Origin of the sequence: Afipia sp. P52-10 (assembly GCF_000516555.1) — a bacterium.
Taxonomy (GTDB): domain Bacteria; phylum Pseudomonadota; class Alphaproteobacteria; order Rhizobiales; family Xanthobacteraceae; genus P52-10.
This window is the reverse complement of sequence record NZ_AZSJ01000003.1, coordinates 684552-702366: the sequence shown is the minus strand read 5'-3', so window position 1 is coordinate 702366 and position 17815 is coordinate 684552. Positions and strand designations below refer to the sequence as shown.

Here is a 17815-nt window from a genome sequence, read left to right as displayed (position 1 = left end):
AAGCTTTTATGTTTGCTAGTGGTTCTTTGATTCCAACCTTTGCAAGGATCGTTGCCGCAACGGGATGCGAATGTTGGAATCGAACCACGAGTCTTCAACAGAGTGCAGCATTCAAATGAACAAGATGGGCGGAACGTTCGATCCGCGCGCGCACCGGATGGTGGGCGAGCAGCGCTGGTTCGAGGACTTCAAGCTCGGCGAGCGCTTCGTCTTGCCGAGCCGCACCATGACGGACGCGATCTTCCTCGCGTTTCAGGCGGCGAGCGGCGATAACCATCCGATCCACTACGATGCCGAATACTGCCGGCGCCACGGCATGCCGCACATGCTGGCGCATGGATTTCAGGTGGTGATCCAGACGGCGGCCGGCGCGGGCCTGTTTCCGCACATGGTGGAAGACTCGCTGAAGGCGTTCATCGAGCAGTCGAGCAAGTTCTTGGGACCGGTCTATGTCGGCGACACGGTGTATCCGGCGCTTGAGGTGGACGAGCTGACGCCGAACCGGAGCACCGGCGTCGTCGGCCTGCGCAGCACAGTTCATAACCAGAAGGGCGAGCTGGTGCTTGAAGGGCGCCACCGTTACCTGCTGCGCAAGCGCACGCCGCAGACGACATAACGCATCGTTGAAACGCCAGCCGCGGCCGGGCGTGGGACGCAGCGTCAGCGTCGTCCGCCCCACAAGGCTGCCATCGCCAATTGCTGCTGGCCAAATCGTCGCACCCCGACTACCACTGCGCCATGCGCAAAGCGGTGGATCGAGGTCGCTTGTGAATAAGCCAGTCGTCGTCACGGAAGAAACCCTTGCCGCTCCGGTGGTGTCGCCGGAGCTGCCGCAGGCGGCTGCGGACAAGGCTGCGGCCAGCGGCCCGGCCTATGCGGTGATCGGCGGCTTGAGCGTGTCGCACTTCCTCAACGACACCATGCAGTCGCTGATTCCGTCGGTGTATCCGATCCTGAAGGCGAACTATGCGCTGGATTTCGCCCAGATCGGCCTGATTACGATGGCGTTCCAGTTCACCACCTCGCTGCTGCAGCCGGTGGTCGGCATCGTCACCGATCGCAAGCCGCAGCCCTATTCGCTCGCGATCGGCATGGGCTTCACCTTCGCCGGCCTGATCATGCTGAGCGTCGCCAACACCTTTGCGCTGATCCTGATTGCGGCGGCGACGGTCGGCTTCGGCTCGGCCGTGTTCCATCCCGAGTCGTCGCGGATCGCCCGCCTCGCCTCCGGCGGGCGCTACGGTTTCGCGCAGGCCGTGTTCCAGGTCGGCGGCAACATGGGAACTGCGGTCGGGCCGCTGCTGGCCGCTGCGGTGATCGTGCCGTTCGGCCAGCCGAGCATCGCCTGGTTCTCCTCGATCGCCTTCATCGCCATCGTCGTGCTGTGGAACATCGGCCGCTGGTACAAGCCGCGGATCGTCACCAAGAAGCAAGCGATGGCGGCGATGCCCGAAGGCATGCCGACCTCGCGCAAGATCATGATCGGTCTCGTCGTGCTCGCGCTGCTGTCGTTCTCGAAGGCGCTCTACACCGTCAGCCTGTCGAGCTACTACACCTTCTACCTGATGCATAAGTTCGGCGTGTCGACCCAGGCCGCGCAGGTCTACCTGTTCGTGTTCCTGGCCGCCAACGCCGCCGGCGTGTTCTTCGGCGGGCCGATCGGCGATCGCATCGGCCGCCGCTACGTGATCTGGCTGTCGATCCTCGGCGCGCTGCCGTTCGCGTTGGCGATGCCTTATGCCGGGCTCGTCAGCGGCACGATCCTGGTGGCGATCGCGGGCTTCATCATCTCGTCGGCGACCGCGGCGATCATCGTGTTCGCGCAGGAATTGATGCCGCATCGGGTCGGCATGATTTCCGGCATCTTCTTCGGCTTCTCGTTCGGCGTCGGCGGCCTCGGTGCTGCGGCGCTCGGCGAAGTCGCCGACGCGCGCGGCATCGAGTTCGTGTTCACGGTCTGCTCGTTCCTGCCGGCGATGGGACTGATCGGCTTCCTGCTGCCGAGCCTGCCGAAAAACGTCGGCGGCAAGGCGTAAGACCAAAGCGTTGTCGAGCGACGTTGGCATGAAGAAGCCGCGTCACACGAAGCGCCAGAGCTTGCGGCTCTGATATTCCCCTAGATCCGAAACGCGCCAGCATCCGCGGTCGTCTGCGCCGTCGGAGGGGCGGCGAGGCGATTCGCCGCGCTGCATTCGTTGATGCTTCGCTGCTGATCGCAGCCTGCCGGGGTCTTGGGGCGGCTTCCGCTCGCAACACTTCATTAGCATCTGTGGCAGCGGCCGCCGTCGCGCGCCACAATCGGCGGTACGAGCATGCGCGCGTGTGCGTGCATCTCCCGATGAAGCGGTTTCCCGTTACCAAAATCACGCCGCGATGATTAAAAGTCACGGTTAAGAATTAGGGTTAAGTGCCGCTTAAGACTTTGGTGCCATCGTCCGCTTGGGTTTCAGAAAAGTGAGCCGCGCAACATTTTTTGGCTCACGCGACAAAGGGACGAAGCCAATGCGTAGCGTACACTCTCTCGTCGTCGCTGGAGCGATGGCGCTGCTCTCCACCGTAGCTCAAGCGGCCGACGTGCCGATCGCGCCGCCTCCGCCGCAGATGTATGCGCCGGTGCCGCCGCCGATCGTCGACGACTTCGGCGGCTGGTATCTGCGCGGCGATATCGGCATGACCAATCAGCGCGTGAAGAGCCTGAACAACGTGCTGTACGATCTGCCCGGCTACTCGATCTCGCCGCAGGGCATGGCCTTCGACGGCGGCATGCTGTTCGGCGTCGGTGTCGGTTACCAGTTCAATTCCTGGCTGCGCGCCGACGTGACGGCGGAGTATCGCAACAAGGCGAACTTCCACGGGCTCGACATCATCAGCGTGAACGGGCTCGCGAGCTTCACCGACGAGTATCGCGCCAGCAAGTCGGAAATCCTCGCCTTGGTAAACCTGTATGCCGATCTCGGCACATGGTGGTGCATCACGCCGTTCATCGGCGTCGGCGTCGGCGGTGCGCGGACGACGATCGCGAGCTTCATCGACGTCAACACGCCGTTCAATTCTGTCGCCTATGCGAAGGACGAATCGAAGTACACCTTCGCCTGGGCGCTGCATGCCGGTCTTGCGTACAAGCTCAGCAACAGCCTGACGATGGAGTTGGCGTACCGCTACGTCAATCTCGGCAGCGCGCGGTCCGGCGACATCATGCAGTTCGACGGCGTCAACAACGTCTACAACCCGATGCACTTTCGCGACATCACCTCGCACGACCTGAAGCTCGGCGTGCGCTGGAGCTGCTGCGAGCCGCCGCCGCCGGCAGAACCGGTGTTGATGCGCCGCGGCTGAGCGCAAAGCACGATCGATCTCAAACGGCGCGGTCTTCCGCGCCGTTTTCTTTTGCGGCGGAAGTGTGCCGACAACGATTGATTAAGGTTAACAGGCGATGATCGGCCTGCGTGCAGTTCGGGGTTCGAGGAGTTGGCCGATGCGTCGGTTTGGTGTTGCAGCGATCCTGGTCGCGATGGTGCAGAGCGCCTCCGCCGCCGATCTTCCCATCCTTCGCGGGTCGTATACGGAGCCGACGTTCCGCTCGTCGAGAAACTGGGAAGGTTTCTATGTCGGCGGTCAGGCTGGCTATGGCTCCAGCAACATGCAGTTCGGGAATTACAACAAGGACATAAGCTCGCAGCTCGTCTCGAACACGATCATAGGTCAGCTGTTCGATGTGCCGGCTTGGCCGACGCTGCAGTCAGTTTCGCACCGCAATTCAAGCTTCGGCGGTTTCGTCGGCTATAACATGCAGTGGGAAAATGCCGTCGTGGGCTTCGAGGGCAATTACTCGCATGGGACGTTCAGCGGCAGCTCGGCCGGCGAAAATCTGAGTATGTACAACCAAGGCAATATCGTTGCGGGTGTGAGGACGATCTCTGCGGCATCGATGACGATCAAAGACTTCGGATCGTTGCGCGTGCGCGGCGGCTATGTTGTCGACAATTTCATGCCCTACGCATTTGCCGGCATGGCCATGGGGCTTGCCGACGTGAACCGCTCCGTTGCGGTGGATGCTACGACTTTCACGGCGCCAGGTGTGGTGCAGTACCATTTTAACTGGCCTCTCAGCAGCAGCAACAAGAACCAGTTCATTTACGGCTTCGCGCTTGGCGGCGGCGTCGACGTTATGCTGTTCGGTGGTCTGTTCGTGCGCGCCGAGTACGAGTATTTGCAGTTCACCTCGAGTGTGAATGCCAACATTCACACCGTTCGCGGTGGCGTCGGCTACAAGTTCTGATCCAGCGTCTCCAGCAAGTGCTTTGCGGCCGCGCCATGCCCTGGTGGCGGCCGTTGGCTTGACGGATGCAGCAGCGAGCGCCTGCCGGCGCAGCTGTCGCAACTTGGCTATCGCCACCTGACGACGCACCTGGCTATCGTACGCTGGACAGAGCAACCTGCGGATCGCGCCCCTGGATATCGCAATCATGGACATCTACGGCGACACCAAGTCCGGCAATTGCCTGAAGGTGAAATGGGTGTGCGACCATCTCGCTCTGCGCTACCGCTGGGTCGCCATCGACATCATGACGGGGCAGTCGCGCACGGCGGAGTTCCTGAAGCTCAATCCCGCGGGCCAGGTGCCGGTGCTCGTTTTCGATGACGGCCGCACGCTCGCGCAGTCCAACGCGATCATCCGCTATCTCGCCCGCGACAGCGATCTCATCCCGCGCGATCCGTTCGATGCCGCCAAGATGGACGAGTGGCTGTTCTGGGAACAATACAGCCACGAGCCGTACATCGCAGTCTGCCGTTTCCAGATGGTCTATCTCGGCAAGGCTGCCTCCGAGCGCGATCCCGACAGGGTCAAGCGCGGCGATGCGGCGCTCCAGCGGATGGAGCATCGGCTGGCCGAGACGCGCTTTCTGGTCGGTGCGGCGTTTTCGCTCGCCGACGTGGCGCTGCTTGCCTACACGCGCGTCGCCCATGAAGGTGGCTTCGACCTTGAAGCCTTTCCGGCGCTGCGGCGCTGGATCGGCGATGCCGAGAAGCGGCTCGGCCTCTGACGCGCGTCAAGGCGAGGAAGCGGTCAGACGAGCCGAGGCGCCGGCCATCCTGTGCGTATCGTCGTGCGCGGGCGCGGCCGTTCTTTCTTTCGCCCGATTTGAACTGACGTGTGTGTCCCGACGCAGAGTGGGGACGATGGTCAGGGCACTTTTGATCGCAGTTTTGGTCGTGGCCGGAGCGCTTTGGCTCGGCAATTCGTCCATGCTGCTCGCCCCGCAACTCGAAACCCAGCCGCGGGTGCTGGCCCATCGCGGCATTTTCCAATCCTATCCGGTGGACGAGGTCGGGCGCGACACCTGCACAGCCTCGCTGATCAACCCGCCGCAGCACGATCTGCTGGAGAACACCATCGCCTCGATGCGGGCGGCGTTCGAGGCGGGCGCGGACGTGGTGGAGCTCGACGTCCATCTCACGCCGGACGGCAAGTTCGCGGTGTTCCACGATTGGACGCTGGAGTGCCGGACCGACGGCAAGGGTGTGACCGAGCAGACGCCGTATGCGGTGCTGAAGACGCTCGACATCGGCTACGGCTACACCGCCGACGGCGGCAAGACATTCCCGTTTCGCGGCAAGGGCAAGGGGCTGATGCCCGAACTGACCGAGGTGTTCGAGGCGCTGCCCAATGGCCGCTTCCTGATCAACTTCAAGAGTCGACGGGCGGAGGAGGGGACTGCGCTCGCCGACCTCGTCAGGGCGCGCCCCGAGTTCTGGAAACGCATCTTCGGCGTCTATGGCGGAGCGCAGCCGACCCGCGCGGCGGTGGCGGGAATTCCCGGCTTGCGCGGTTTCGATCCGCAATCGGTGAAGACATGTCTGTTGCGCTATGCCGCGTTCGGCTGGAGTGGCCGTGTGCCGGCCGCTTGCCGCAACACCATCGTCGCTATTCCCGCCAACGCGGCGCCGTGGCTGTGGGGCTGGCCCTACAAATTCGTCGCGCGCATGCAGGCGGCGGGGACCGACGTGATCCTGCTTGGGCCGTGGAGCGGTGGCGCCACCGCCGGCATCGATCGTCCGGATGAACTCGCGCTGGTGCCGGAGATGTTCGGCGGGCTGGTGTGGACCAACCGCACCGAGACGATGGCGAAGCCGATTCGCGCGCGCTGACGACGCGCGACAGAGCTCCTCACATTCGCGTTAGCGTTCCTGCGCCGTTCTGCCCAAACGGCTGCGGGCAGGCCGAAGTGGGATTCAAAGAACCTTGCGCAACCGCAGGCGTTTCTATAAATCCGGCTGCGGGAAACCTCTCCCCACCGAGAGGCAGCTATCTGGAAGGATAGAGCAATGGCGACGAAGCCCACCGTGCGGCCGGCAGTGCCGCATTTTTCTTCTGGCCCCTGCGCGAAGCGCCCCGGCTGGTCTCCCGAAAAACTGAAAGACGCAGCGCTCGGCCGCTCGCACCGCGCCAAGATCGGCAAGGCGAAGCTGAAGCTTGCGATCGAGTTGACGCGCGAAGTCCTCGAGGTGCCGAAGGACTATCGGATCGGCATCGTGCCGGCGTCGGACACCGGGGCCGTCGAGATGGCGCTGTGGTCGCTGCTCGGTCCGCGCAAGATCACCATGCTGGCGTGGGAATCGTTCGGCGAAGGCTGGGTCAGCGATGTCGCCAAGGAATTGAAGCTGAAGGATGTGACGACGCTGAAGGCGGGCTACGGCGAATTGCCGGACCTGGCGAAGGTCGATCCGGCCTCCGACGTGGTGTTCACCTGGAACGGCACGACCTCCGGCGTGCGCGTGCCGAACGCCGACTGGATCAAGGCCGACCGTGAAGGTCTGACGATCTGCGACGCCACGTCGGCGGCGTTTGCGCAGCCGCTCGCGTGGGACAAGCTCGATGTGGTGACGTTCTCCTGGCAGAAGGCGCTGGGCGGCGAGGCCGCGCACGGCATGCTGATCCTGTCGCCGCGCGCCGTGGCCCGGCTCGAGAGCTACACGCCGCCGTGGCCGCTGCCGAAGATCTTCCGCATGACCAAGAGCGGCAAGATCAACGAGGGCATCTTCGAGGGCGAGACCATCAACACGCCGTCGATGCTCTGCGTCGAGGATTACATCGATACGCTCAGCTGGGCGAAGTCGGTCGGCGGCCTGAAGGGGCTGATGGCGCGTGCCGATGCCTCGACCAAGGTGTTGAGCGACTGGGCGGCGAAGACCCCGTGGGTGGATTTCCTGGCGAAGGACCCGGCGATCCGCTCCAACACATCGGTCTGCATGAAGGTGGTCGATCCGCAGGTCACGGCGCTTCCCGCCGACAAGCAGGCGGACTTCGCCAAGACGCTGGTCAACGCGATCGAGAAGGAAGGCGCGGGCTACGACCTCGGCGCGTACCGCGATGCGCCTCCGGGCTTGCGGATCTGGTGCGGCGCCACCGTCGAGGCCAAGGATGTCGAAATCCTGACCCAGTGGCTCGATTGGGCGTTCGCCGAAGCCAAGGCGCAGCTCGCCAAGGCGGCTTGATGAATAAGGCGGCTTGATGAAAAGGCTGCTCGATCACGGCGCCTGACGCAGGTGGCGTGATCGGGACGACTTGTTTCTCTGCCGCTTCCTCACGGGAGCGGTCTCTCGCGAGATCCGGGCGTAAGGCGGTTCGGACGTCTCCAACCGGGCAGCCTTTCGCCCCGGCCCTCTCCCCGCAAATGGGGAGAGGGAGCCTCGCGCGGTTTCGTTTCTCCACTCTTTGAAAAACCTGTCTGGAACATGGACATGTCCAAACCCAAAGTTCTCATTTCCGATGCGCTGTCTCCGGCTGCCGTGCAGATCTTCAAGGATCGCGGCGTCGAGGTCGATTTCCAGCCGAATCTCGGCAAGGACAAGGACAAGCTCGCCGAGATCATCGGCAATTATGACGGTCTCGCCATCCGCTCGGCGACCAAGGCGACCGCCAAGATTCTCGAAAAGGCAAAGCGGCTGAAGGTAATCGGCCGCGCCGGCATCGGCGTCGACAATGTCGAGATTCCGGCGGCAACGGCGAAGGGCATCATCGTGATGAACACGCCGTTCGGCAACTCGATCACCACCGCCGAGCACGCGATCACGCTGATGCTGTCGCTGGCGCGCGAGATTCCGCAGGCCGATGCCTCGACCCAGGCCGGCAAGTGGGAAAAGAATCGCTTCATGGGCGTCGAGATCACCGGCAAGACGCTGGGCGTGATCGGCTGCGGCAACATCGGCGCGATCGTCGCCGATCGCGCGCTCGGCCTGCGCATGAAGGTGATCGCGTTCGATCCGTTCCTGTCGCCGGAGCGCGCCAAGGACATCGGCGTCGAGAAGGTGGAGCTGGACGAGCTGTTCAAGCGGGCGGACTTCATCACCCTGCATACGCCGCTCACCGACAAGACCCGCAACATCATCGACGCGGCGGCGCTGGCGAAGACCAAGAAGGGCGTGCGTATCATCAATTGCGCGCGCGGCGGTCTGGTGGACGAGGCGGCGCTGCGGGCGGCGCTCGATTCCGGCCATGTCGCGGGCGCGGCGTTCGACGTATTCGTCGAGGAGCCTGCGACCAGCAACGTTCTGTTCGGCCATCCGAACGTGATCTGCACGCCGCACCTCGGCGCCTCCACCAGCGAGGCGCAGGAGAATGTCGCGCTGCAGGTCGCCGAGCAGATGTCCGACTATCTGCTCAACGGTGCGATCTCGAACGCGGTCAACTTCCCCTCCATCACTGCGGAAGAGGCGCCGAAGCTGAAGCCGTTCGTCGAACTCGCCGAAAAGCTCGGCTCGTTCGCAGGCCAGCTCACCGACAGCGACATCGCCAAGGTGACGATCACCTATGAGGGCCATGTCGCCGAGATGAAGATCAAGGCGCTGACCTCGGCGGCCCTGACCGGCCTGTTGCGGCCGATGCTGGGCGACATCAACGTCGTGTCGGCGCCGGTGATCGCCAAGGAGCGCGGCATGGTGGTGGATGAGATCACCCGCGCCGCGCAGAGCGACTATGAAAGCCTGATCACCGTCACCGTCGCCACCGAGAAGCAGGAGCGCTCGGTGTCCGGCACGGTCTATACCGACGGCAAGCCGCGGCTGGTCGACATCAAGGGCATCCGTGTCGATGCCGAGTTCGGCAAGTCGATGATCTACGTGACCAACGAGGACAAGCCCGGCTTCATCGGCAAGTTTGCCTCGCTGCTCGGCGATGCCAAGGTCAACATCGCGACCTTCCATCTCGGCCGCAACAAGCCTGGCGGCGACGCCATCGCGCTGGTCGAAGTCGATGGTGAGGTGCCGGCCGAGGTGCTGTCGACGACCCTCACCTTGCCGCATGTGAAGCAGGCGAAGGCGCTGCGCTTCTGAGCGCGCCGCGTATGGCGGCGGCGCGGCCGTCGATGCGGCCACGGTGCTCACAAGCAGGGCCTCACAAGCAGGCCCCACAAGCGCCACAACGGTAGACGTCGTTCCCGCGCAGGCGGGGACCCAGTCATCCGAGAGGCCGGCGATTCAGCCGGGCTCTCTCGGGTGGCAACGTGTTTGGAAGCGCGGCCTCAGTTGAACTCGATGATGCTGCGGACCACCTTGCCCGCCTTCATGTTGGCGAAGCCCTCGTTGATCTCCGATAGCTTGATGCGGGCGGAGACCCAGTCGTCGAGGTGCAGCAGGCCCCTGAGATAGAAGTCCACCAGGCGGGGCATATCGACCCGGAAATGGTTCGAGCCCATGTTCGAGCCCTGCATGCGGCGTTCGCGCAGGAAGTCGGCGCCGTGCAGTTCGATCTTGGTGCCGAACGGGATCATGCCGACCACGGTGGCGGTGCCGCCCGGCGCCAGCATACCGAACGCCTGCTCGGCGGTCACCTTGGCGCCGAGGCATTCGATCGCGTGCTCGACGCCGATGCCGCCGGTCTTGTCCTTGATCTGCTGGATCGGATCGCCATCCTTCGGGTTGATCAGGTCAGTGGCGCCGAGCTTGGTGGCGAGCTGCAGCTTGGCCGGGTTGGTATCGACCGCGAACACGCGGCCAGCGCCGGCGATCTTCGCACCGTTGATCGCCGCCATGCCGACGCCGCCGCAGCCGATCACCGCGACGCTTTCGCCGGCGCGGATCTTGGCGGTGTTCACCGCCGCGCCATAGCCGGTCATCACGCCGCAGCCGATCAGGGCGGCGAGGTCGAGCGGCATCTCCTTCCTGATTTTCACGATCGCGTTCTCGTGCACCAGCATCTGTTCGGCAAACGATGAAAGGTTGGCGAACTGATTGAGCTTCTCCTTGCGGCCCCAGGAGAAGCGCTTGTCGGTGCCCGCGACCAGCTTGACGTCGGTGCCGGTGCAGAGCACGGGACGGCCGGTGGTGCACATGTCGCAGGTGCCGCAGAACACCGACAGGCAGGTGACGACATGGTCGCCCGGCTTCACATAGGTCACGTCGGAGCCGACCTGCTCGACGACGCCGGACGATTCGTGGCCGAGGATCACCGGCATCGGATAGGGATAGAGCCCCTCCATGAAGTGCAGGTCGGAGTGGCAGAGGCCCGCGACCTTGGTACGGATCAGGACCTCACGCGGCCCCGGCTTGTTGACGCTGACCTCTTCGATCGCCAGCGGCGTGTGAGGTTCGAACAGAACGGCGGCCTTCATGGCGTTTCCCTTGTCCTTGGTGTTTCCGATCCCGGCGCTTCAGCGCGTCTTGGTCTTGTTTGTGTCTTGTTGGATGTGGTCTTGTCGATCGCCCCGCGTCTGCCGCGCAGGTTTTGTCGTCGATGGTGCCGCTCGTCCGCCGATCCCGGTAGCTCCCGTTTTCGCAGGGATCGCGCGGCGGCAAGAAAAAACCTCCCCCGGTGTCTCGGGGGAGGTTTCGGTCGCTTAGTTGAACTCGATGATGCTGCGGACCACCTTGCCCGCCTTCATGGCGGCGAAGCCGTCGTTGATCTCCGACAGCTTGATGCGGGCGGAAACCCAGTCGTCGAGGTGCAGCAGCCCTTTCAGGTAGAAGTCGACGAGGCGCGGCATGTCGACCCGGAAGTGGTTGGAGCCCATCGACGACCCCTGAATGCGCTTCTCGCGCAGGAAGTCGGCGCCGTGCAGCTCGATCTTGGTGCCGAACGGGATCATGCCGACCACGGTGGCGGTGCCACCCGGCGCCAGCATGCCGAACGCCTGCTCGGCGGTGATCTTCGCGCCGAGGCATTCGATCGCGTGCTCGACGCCGACGCCGTTGGTCTTGTCCTTGATCTGCTTGATCGGATCGCCGTCGTTCGGGTTGATCAGGTCGGTGGCGCCGAGCTTGGTCGCAAGCTGCAGCTTAGCCGGATTGGTGTCGATGGCGAACACGCGGCCCGCACCGGCGATCTTCGCGCCGTTGATCGCCGCCATGCCGACGCCGCCGCAGCCGAGCACCGCAACCGTCTCGCCGGCCCGCACGCCGGCGGTGTTCACCACGGCGCCATAGCCGGTCATCACGCCGCAGCCGATCAGCGCGGCGAGGTCGAGCGGCATCTCCTTCTTGATCTTCACGATCGCGTTCTCGTGCACGAGCATCTGCTCACCGAACGAGGACAGGTTCAGGAACTGGTTCAGCTTCTCCTTGCGGCCCCAGGAGAAGCGGTTGGCGACGCCCGGCATCATCTTCACGTCGGTTCCGGTGCAGAGCACGGGGCGTCCGGTGGTGCACATGTCGCAGGTGCCGCAGAACACCGACAGGCAGGTGACGACGTGGTCGCCCGGCTTCACATAGGTCACGTCGGAGCCGACCTGCTCGACGATGCCGGAGGATTCATGGCCGGGAATGGTCGGCAGCGGCCAGGGATAAAGGCCTTCCATGAAGTGCAGGTCGGAATGGCAGAGGCCCGCGACCTTGGTCCGGATCAAGACCTCCCGCGGCCCCGGCTTGTTGACGCTGACCTCCTCGATCACCAGCGGCTTGTTGACTTCATACAGAACGGCGGCCTTCATCGGCGTACTTCCCTTGCGGTTGGTTCTCTTGACGGAGCGACAGGATTTGCGTTCGCTGCAGGCAGTGTAGCGCAAATTCGGCTGGTCGGGTCAATCGCCCAACTCAGGCAAAAACGGCAAACGGACGCAGTCTTTGCGCATGGGTCCGGTTGATTCCGGGCGGCTCGGACCAGGCGTCAAGAAAAAGGGAAGGAATCAATGACCGCGTACACGCATATTCTCGTTGACGAGCCACGGCCGCGCGTGCGGCGCATCACCCTCAACCGGCCCGAGAAGCGCAACGCGCTGAGCAATCTGCTGCGCAAGGAGATTCTCGAGGCGCTGCAGGCCGCCGACCGCGATCCGGACGTCTCGGTGATGATCGTGCGCGGCGCGGGCCCGGCATTCTCGGCCGGCTACGATCTGTCCGCTGACAACCGGTCCGGCCAGCCCTATCACACCGCCGGCGGCGCCGGGCAGTGGTCGCGCCATGTGGTCGATGGCTGGTTCACGATCTGGGATCTGGCCAAGCCCGTGATCGCCCAGGTGCATGGCTATTGCCTCGCCGGCGGTTCGGAGCTCGCCACCGCCTGCGACGTGGTGTTCGTGGCTGAGGATGCGCAGATCGGCTATCCGCCGGTGCGGCTGATGAGCCCGCCCGACATGCAGTTTCACCCATGGCTGGTCGGCATGCGCCGCGCCATGGAGTTGATGCTGACGGGCGATGCAATGAGCGGCGTCGAGGCCGCCGAATCCGGGTTCGCGACGCGGGCGTTCCCGCTTGCCGAGCTGGAGGAGGCGACGCTGGCGTTTGCCGAACGGGCGGCGAAGATTCCGGTCGATCTGCAGCAGCTGAACAAGCGCTCGGTTCATCGGGCGATGGAGATCATGGGCGCGCGGGCGGCGATGCGCGCCGGCACCGAGATCCAGGCCTTGGCCTTCACCACGGAATCCTCGCTGGCCTACCGGCAGAATTTCAAGCGCGACGGCGGCAGCGTGCGCGATCAGCTCGACAAGCGCGACACCACCTTCGGCGATTATCGCACGCGGAAGTAGATTGGCCATGCGGAGGGTTGCCGATGCGCTCTCTTGCCCCGGCTTTCCATTGGTGGTGCCTGGACCCTCATGGCGAGGCGCCGCAAAAGCGGCGTCTCGAACCATGAGGCCGAAGGAGCCATACCATCTTTCTCAGTCATCCTTCGAGACGGCCGCTTTGCGGCCTCCTCAGGATGAGGCTGAGCTCTGAAATCAGCGCCAAACCTCTTTCAGCGCCAAGCTTCTTTCAACGCAAAGCCTCTTTCAACGCAGAGCCAAAAGGACCATCCATGCTGTTTCTCGTCATCTCCAATCCGCGGCCGGAGCGGCCGTCCGACATGGCCGCCACGCGGCAATCGTTCTGGCCCTGGATCGCCCGCTACCAGGAGCAGGGCATCTGCAGGCACATTTACCCGCGGGTCGGGCGCGGCGCGGTGGCGGTGTTCGCGGTGGAGAGCAACCTCGTCCTGCACCGCATCCTGAACGAGTGGGCGGACATCGTGCCGGCCGAATTCGAGACCTATCCGTTGGTGGACGTCGCGGAGACGAAGCACCTGCTCGCCGCGCAGGTCGCCGCGAAGACGTGAGCTGCGCGGGCGGATCGCGCGTCGGCCGATCGTTGCGTTCTGACGAATGACAGCCATTCGCCTTGCCGCGGCTTGACCGGCCCGCCGGCAGGGCCGAACAATGCATGCAAACAACAGGAGAAACGCGATGAGCGGCACCGCAACGCTGGACGTCGTGACCACGACATCGGGCCGCGTCAGCGGCATCACCCGCGACCGTCATACGGCCTTTCTCGGCATTCCGTACGCGAAGGCGAAGCGGTTCGCGGCGCCCGAGCCCGCCGAGCCGTGGAGCGGCATCCGCGAGGCGACGGCAATCGGTTTCGCCGCGCCGCAGACCCGCCACATGATCGTCGGCTTCGCCGCCAGCGGTCCGCAGGCCGAGGACTGCCTGAACCTGAACGTGTTCACGCCCGCCTGCGACGGCGCGAAGCGGCCGGTGATGGTGTGGATCCACGGCGGCGGCTTCACCCACGGCGCGGGCTATGAGACGCTGTATGACGGCGGCCCGCTGGCGGTGCGCGGCGACGTGGTGGTGGTAACGCTGAACTATCGTCTCGGCGCGCTCGGTTTCCTGCACCTGCCGGAGATCGGCGCGCATGGCAACCAGGGGCTGCTCGATCAGATCGCGGCGTTGCGCTGGGTGCGCGACAACATCGCGGCCTTCGGCGGCGATCCCGCCGCGGTGACGATCTTCGGCGAGTCGGCGGGCTCGGCGTCGGTCGGGTGCCTGACGACGATGCCGGCGGCGCGCGGATTGTTCACGCGCGCGATCCAGCAGAGCGGCGTCGGCCGCGCCGCGACGCCGCAAATGGCGGATCGCATTGCCGGCGGCATGCTGGCGCTGTTGCGGCTGGAGCGAGCGCGCGCCACCGAGATGCTGACACGGCCGGTGGAGGCGATCCTGCAGGCCCAGAGCGGCATCGCGCAGGCGCTCGGCGCCGACGCGCGGTTCGGCCCGGTCGCCGATGGCGAGACCATGCCCGAGCTGCCGATGCAGGCGATCGCCCATGGCGCGGCCAAGGCGATCGACATCATCATCGGCACCAACCGCGACGAGGTGAAGCTGTTCGATGCGGCGCTGCCGCGCGATCCGATCGACGATGCGGCGTTGATCAAGGCGGTGCGCGCCGTGCTGCCGAGGGCGGACGAGGCGGCGGCGCGCGACCTGATCGGCGTCTATCGCGCCTCGCGCCGGGCGCGCGGGCTGCCGGACGGCAATCTCGATCTGCTCGACGCGATCAACAGCGACATCCGCTTCCGGATTCCCTCGCTGCGATGGGCGCTGAACCAGCGCGCGGCCGGCGGCAATGCCCGGGTGTATCTCTTCACCCACGTCTCGCCCGCGCGACGTGGCGCGTTCGGCGCCTGCCACGCGCTGGAGATGGCGTTCGTGTTCGGCACGCTCGGCGCGCCGACCCAGGACAAGTTCGCCGGCACCGGTGCGGAGGTGGAGCGGCTGTCGGGCGAGATGATGGACGCCTGGCTCGGCTTTGCGACGCAGGGCGAGCCTGCGACGGCGGCGACCGGGCCCTGGCCGCACTACGATGCGGCCACCCGGCCGACCATGATCTTCGGCACGAAACAGTCGGGCCTCGACAGCGATCCGCTGGCCGAGGAGCGGATCGCGATCGAAGCGCTGGTTTGAAGCGCTGGTTTAAAGCATGATCCGGAAAANTGTGAAGCGGTTTTTCGGAAAGATCACGCTTTGACAATGAGCCAAAGCGCGAGGATGATTGATCCAAATCTCATCGCGCTTTAGCCGCAGCCGAAGGACATCGTCATGCCCGCGGCGCTGCGCGCCGAGCCGTTGGCGGCGATGTCCCATCATGGCGAGAGGCCACTCTCTCACTCTGGCTCGATGCCGGCGTCCTTGATCAGGCGGGTCCAGTAGGCAAGCTGGTCGACGACGAAGCGCTCGAATTCCTGCGGCGGGCCGGTGATGACTTCCATGCCGCGCGCATTCAGCTGTTTCTTGATTTCGGGCGTCTGCATGATCGTGCCGAGTTCGGCATTCAGCCGGTCGACGATGCCCTTCGGCATGTTGGCAGGCCCGAACCATCCGACCCACGAGTTGATGTCGAAATCCGCCACGCCGGCCTCCTGCATGGTCGGAAGCTCCGGCAGTGCCGAGGATCGGTGCCCGGTCGCCACGGCCAGCGGGCGCACCTTGCCCGCCTCGATCTGCGGCAACGCCGTGAGCACGTCGATGAACATCATGCTGACGCGGCCGCCGATCACGTCGGCGAGGGCGGTCGGCGCGCTCTTGTAGGGAACGTGCAGGAGGTCGATGCCGGCGCGGCGCGCATAGGTCGCGCCCATCACGATCGCGCTCGAGTTGCCGCTGCCATAGGAAAGCTTGCCCGGATTCGCCTTCGCATGCGCGGTCAGCTCGCTGACCGTCTTGGCGGGGATATCGGGATTGATCACCAGCAGGAACGGCAGGTTGCCGGCCCGGGCGACCGGGGTGAAATCCTTGATCGGATCATAGGTGAGATTCTTCATCAGGCTCGGCGCGGCCGAGTGCGACGTGTTGCTGGTGACGAACAACGTGTAGCCGTCCGGGGCTGAGCGGGCGACGTAGGTCGCCGCGATCATGCCGTTGGCGCCCGGCTTGTTGTCCACCAGCACCGGCTGGCCGAGTGCGGTGGACAGGTGCTGGCCGACCAGCCGCGTCGTCGTATCGGTGCCGCTGCCGGGACCGAACTGCAGGACGACCGTGATTGGCTTCTGGGGATATGGCTTCTGCGTGTCCGCTGCGGCGCGCTGCAGCGCTGCCGTCCAGAGACTTGTTGCCAGCAAACAGGCCGTCAGCAAAGAGGCTGCGGGCAGGGCGGTGCGGCGGCGGCCGCAGGTGCGTGTCCATCGCATGCTCATGGCGTTTCCTCCGATGGCTCGTTCGTTGTGGGCCATCATGTTGGCGTCAAGCTAAGCGTTTTCGAGCGACGTGGATACTGGTTGCGTGATGAACCACGTCAAACAAGGGCCAGCAAAGCTTTCCGGCCGCTGCCGGAGGCGCAATTGGACCTGCGCTACCGGCAGCAGCGATCACCCAAATCAGCGTACGGCTGCGGCACTCACTCCGGCTCGATGCCGGCGTCCTTGATCAGGCGGGTCCAGACCACGAGCTGCTCTTCGACGAACTTGCCGAATTCCTCCGGCGTTCCCGAAAAAGCATCCATGCCGCGCTCGGCGAGCTGCTTCTTGATCTCCGGATTGTCGATGATCTTGCGAATCTCGGTGTTCAGCCGCGTCACCACGTCCTTCGGCATGTTGGCCGGGCCGAACCAGCCCTGCCATGAATTGATGTCGAAGTCCTGCACGCCGGCTTCCTGCATCGACGGCATGTCCGGCAGCAGCGCCGAGCGCTCCTTCGTCGACATCGCCAGCGCGCGCAGCTTGCCGGCCTGCACATGCGGCAAGCCGGCGAGCACGTCGATGAACATCATGCTGACGCGCCCGGCCATCAGATCGGTGAGGGCCGGCGGCGAACTCTTGTAGGGCACATGCAGCACGTCGATGCCGGCGCGGCGGGCGTAGGTCGCGCCCATCACGATCGCTCCGGAAGAACCGCTCGCATAGGTCAGCTTGCCGGGATTGGCCTTGGCGTAAGCGGTGAGTTCGGCCACGGACTTCGCCGGGACGTCCGGATGCACCACCAGCATGAACGGAATGTTGCCGGTGCGGGCGAGCGGCGTGAAATCCTTGATCGGATCGTAGTTGATGGTCTTCATCAGGCTCGGCGCGGCCGAGTGCGAGGTGTTGGTGGTGACGAACAGGGTGTAGCCGTCCGGCGCCGAGCGCGCGACGTAGCTTGCGGCGATCATGCCGTTGGCGCCGGGCTTGTTCTCGATCACCACCGGCTGGCCGAGCGCGGCCGAGAGCTGCTGGGCGATGATGCGGGTGGAGGTGTCGGTCGCGCTGCCGGCGCCGAACGGCAGCACCAGCGTCACGGTCTTGGATGGATAGGTGTCGGCGCGGGCGAGGCCTGCGAACAGCGCGCTCGTCAGCAGCAGGATCATGAGATGGGCGAGCGATGAACGGGTTGCGCGCGACAGCATCGACGTCATGTCGGGTTTTTCCTCCGGGATGATGATTGTGACGGCGCTTTCGGGCGCTCTTTGCTGGTTTGTGGCACGATAGCGTGATCCTTCCGCATCCGCGAGAGCCTTGGCGGCACTTTCGGCGCGCCGGTGCGGGTCTTTGTCTTGCGCCGCACAACATCTTGCGTGCGTTTCGCCTTGACGCGGCTCATGCGCCTGCGCCACCTTTTCCGGAAAGCCTGCCGCCGTCGAATGCGCCGCGTCTTGT

15 protein-coding genes are annotated in these 17815 nt (G+C 64.7%); 11 read left to right on the top strand and 4 right to left on the bottom strand.

Annotation, left to right across the window (positions count from 1 at the left end):
• Window positions 1–115 precede the first annotated feature (115 nt).
• The 8 genes from X566_RS04535 (at window position 116) to serA (ending at window position 9333) form a co-directional block, all read left to right on the top strand.
• Window positions 116–616 (top strand): MaoC family dehydratase, encoded by a 501-nt coding sequence (locus X566_RS04535; RefSeq protein ID WP_034463875.1) that lies wholly within the window; start codon window positions 116–118, stop codon window positions 614–616.
• 151 nt (window positions 617–767) lie between these two features.
• Complete coding sequence (locus X566_RS04530) at window positions 768–2036, top strand: MFS transporter (protein WP_034463873.1); 1269 nt, start codon at window positions 768–770, stop codon at window positions 2034–2036.
• Between the two features lie 466 nt (window positions 2037–2502).
• Window positions 2503–3336 (top strand): outer membrane protein, encoded by an 834-nt coding sequence (locus X566_RS04525; RefSeq protein ID WP_034463870.1) that lies wholly within the window; start codon window positions 2503–2505, stop codon window positions 3334–3336.
• 97 nt (window positions 3337–3433) lie between these two features.
• A complete protein-coding gene (locus X566_RS04520; RefSeq protein WP_081740052.1) occupies window positions 3434–4279 on the top strand; it encodes an outer membrane protein in 846 nt (281 codons plus the stop codon).
• Between the two features lie 187 nt (window positions 4280–4466).
• Complete coding sequence (locus tag X566_RS04515) at window positions 4467–5045, top strand: glutathione S-transferase family protein (protein ID WP_034463863.1); 579 nt, start codon at window positions 4467–4469, stop codon at window positions 5043–5045.
• Between the two features lie 136 nt (window positions 5046–5181).
• Complete coding sequence (locus X566_RS04510) at window positions 5182–6150, top strand: glycerophosphodiester phosphodiesterase family protein (RefSeq protein WP_034463860.1); 969 nt, start codon at window positions 5182–5184, stop codon at window positions 6148–6150.
• 177 nt (window positions 6151–6327) lie between these two features.
• The gene (locus X566_RS04505) at window positions 6328–7497 is read left to right on the top strand and encodes a phosphoserine transaminase (protein WP_034463858.1); all 1170 of its coding nucleotides are present in this window, start codon (window positions 6328–6330) and stop codon (window positions 7495–7497) included.
• Between the two features lie 246 nt (window positions 7498–7743).
• Window positions 7744–9333: a phosphoglycerate dehydrogenase gene (serA, locus tag X566_RS04500; RefSeq protein WP_034467867.1), complete on the top strand. Its 1590-nt coding sequence runs from the start codon at window positions 7744–7746 to the stop codon at window positions 9331–9333.
• A 188-nt stretch (window positions 9334–9521) separates the two neighbouring features.
• Here serA and X566_RS04495 read toward each other — a convergent pair whose 3' ends face one another.
• On the bottom strand, window positions 9522–10610 hold the full coding sequence (locus tag X566_RS04495; RefSeq protein WP_034463855.1) for a Zn-dependent alcohol dehydrogenase: 1089 nt from the start codon (window positions 10608–10610) through the stop codon (window positions 9522–9524).
• Between the two features lie 225 nt (window positions 10611–10835).
• Entirely contained in the window at window positions 10836–11924 is a 1089-nt protein-coding gene (locus X566_RS04490) for a Zn-dependent alcohol dehydrogenase (protein ID WP_034463853.1), read from the bottom strand.
• Between the two features lie 198 nt (window positions 11925–12122).
• Between X566_RS04490 and X566_RS04485 the strand changes: the two genes are divergently transcribed.
• The 3 genes from X566_RS04485 to X566_RS04475 all read left to right on the top strand — a co-directional run bounded on the left by X566_RS04485 (window position 12123) and on the right by X566_RS04475 (window position 15152).
• Window positions 12123–12959, top strand: a complete 837-nt coding sequence (locus X566_RS04485) for an enoyl-CoA hydratase-related protein (RefSeq protein ID WP_034463851.1) — start codon at window positions 12123–12125, stop codon at window positions 12957–12959.
• A 269-nt stretch (window positions 12960–13228) separates the two neighbouring features.
• The gene (locus tag X566_RS04480; RefSeq protein WP_034463850.1) at window positions 13229–13525 is read left to right on the top strand and encodes a DUF3303 family protein; all 297 of its coding nucleotides are present in this window, start codon (window positions 13229–13231) and stop codon (window positions 13523–13525) included.
• A gap of 127 nt (window positions 13526–13652) precedes the next feature.
• Window positions 13653–15152, top strand: a complete 1500-nt coding sequence (locus X566_RS04475; protein ID WP_034463848.1) for a carboxylesterase/lipase family protein — start codon at window positions 13653–13655, stop codon at window positions 15150–15152.
• A 200-nt stretch (window positions 15153–15352) separates the two neighbouring features.
• On the opposite strand, the gene X566_RS04470 is transcribed toward X566_RS04475, so the two are convergent.
• Entirely contained in the window at window positions 15353–16381 is a 1029-nt protein-coding gene (locus X566_RS04470) for a tripartite tricarboxylate transporter substrate binding protein (RefSeq protein WP_244434679.1), read from the bottom strand.
• Window positions 16382–16581: 200 nt separating this feature from the next.
• On the bottom strand, window positions 16582–17574 hold the full coding sequence (locus X566_RS04465) for a tripartite tricarboxylate transporter substrate binding protein (protein ID WP_034463846.1): 993 nt from the start codon (window positions 17572–17574) through the stop codon (window positions 16582–16584).
• Window positions 17575–17815: the final 241 nt, after the last annotated feature.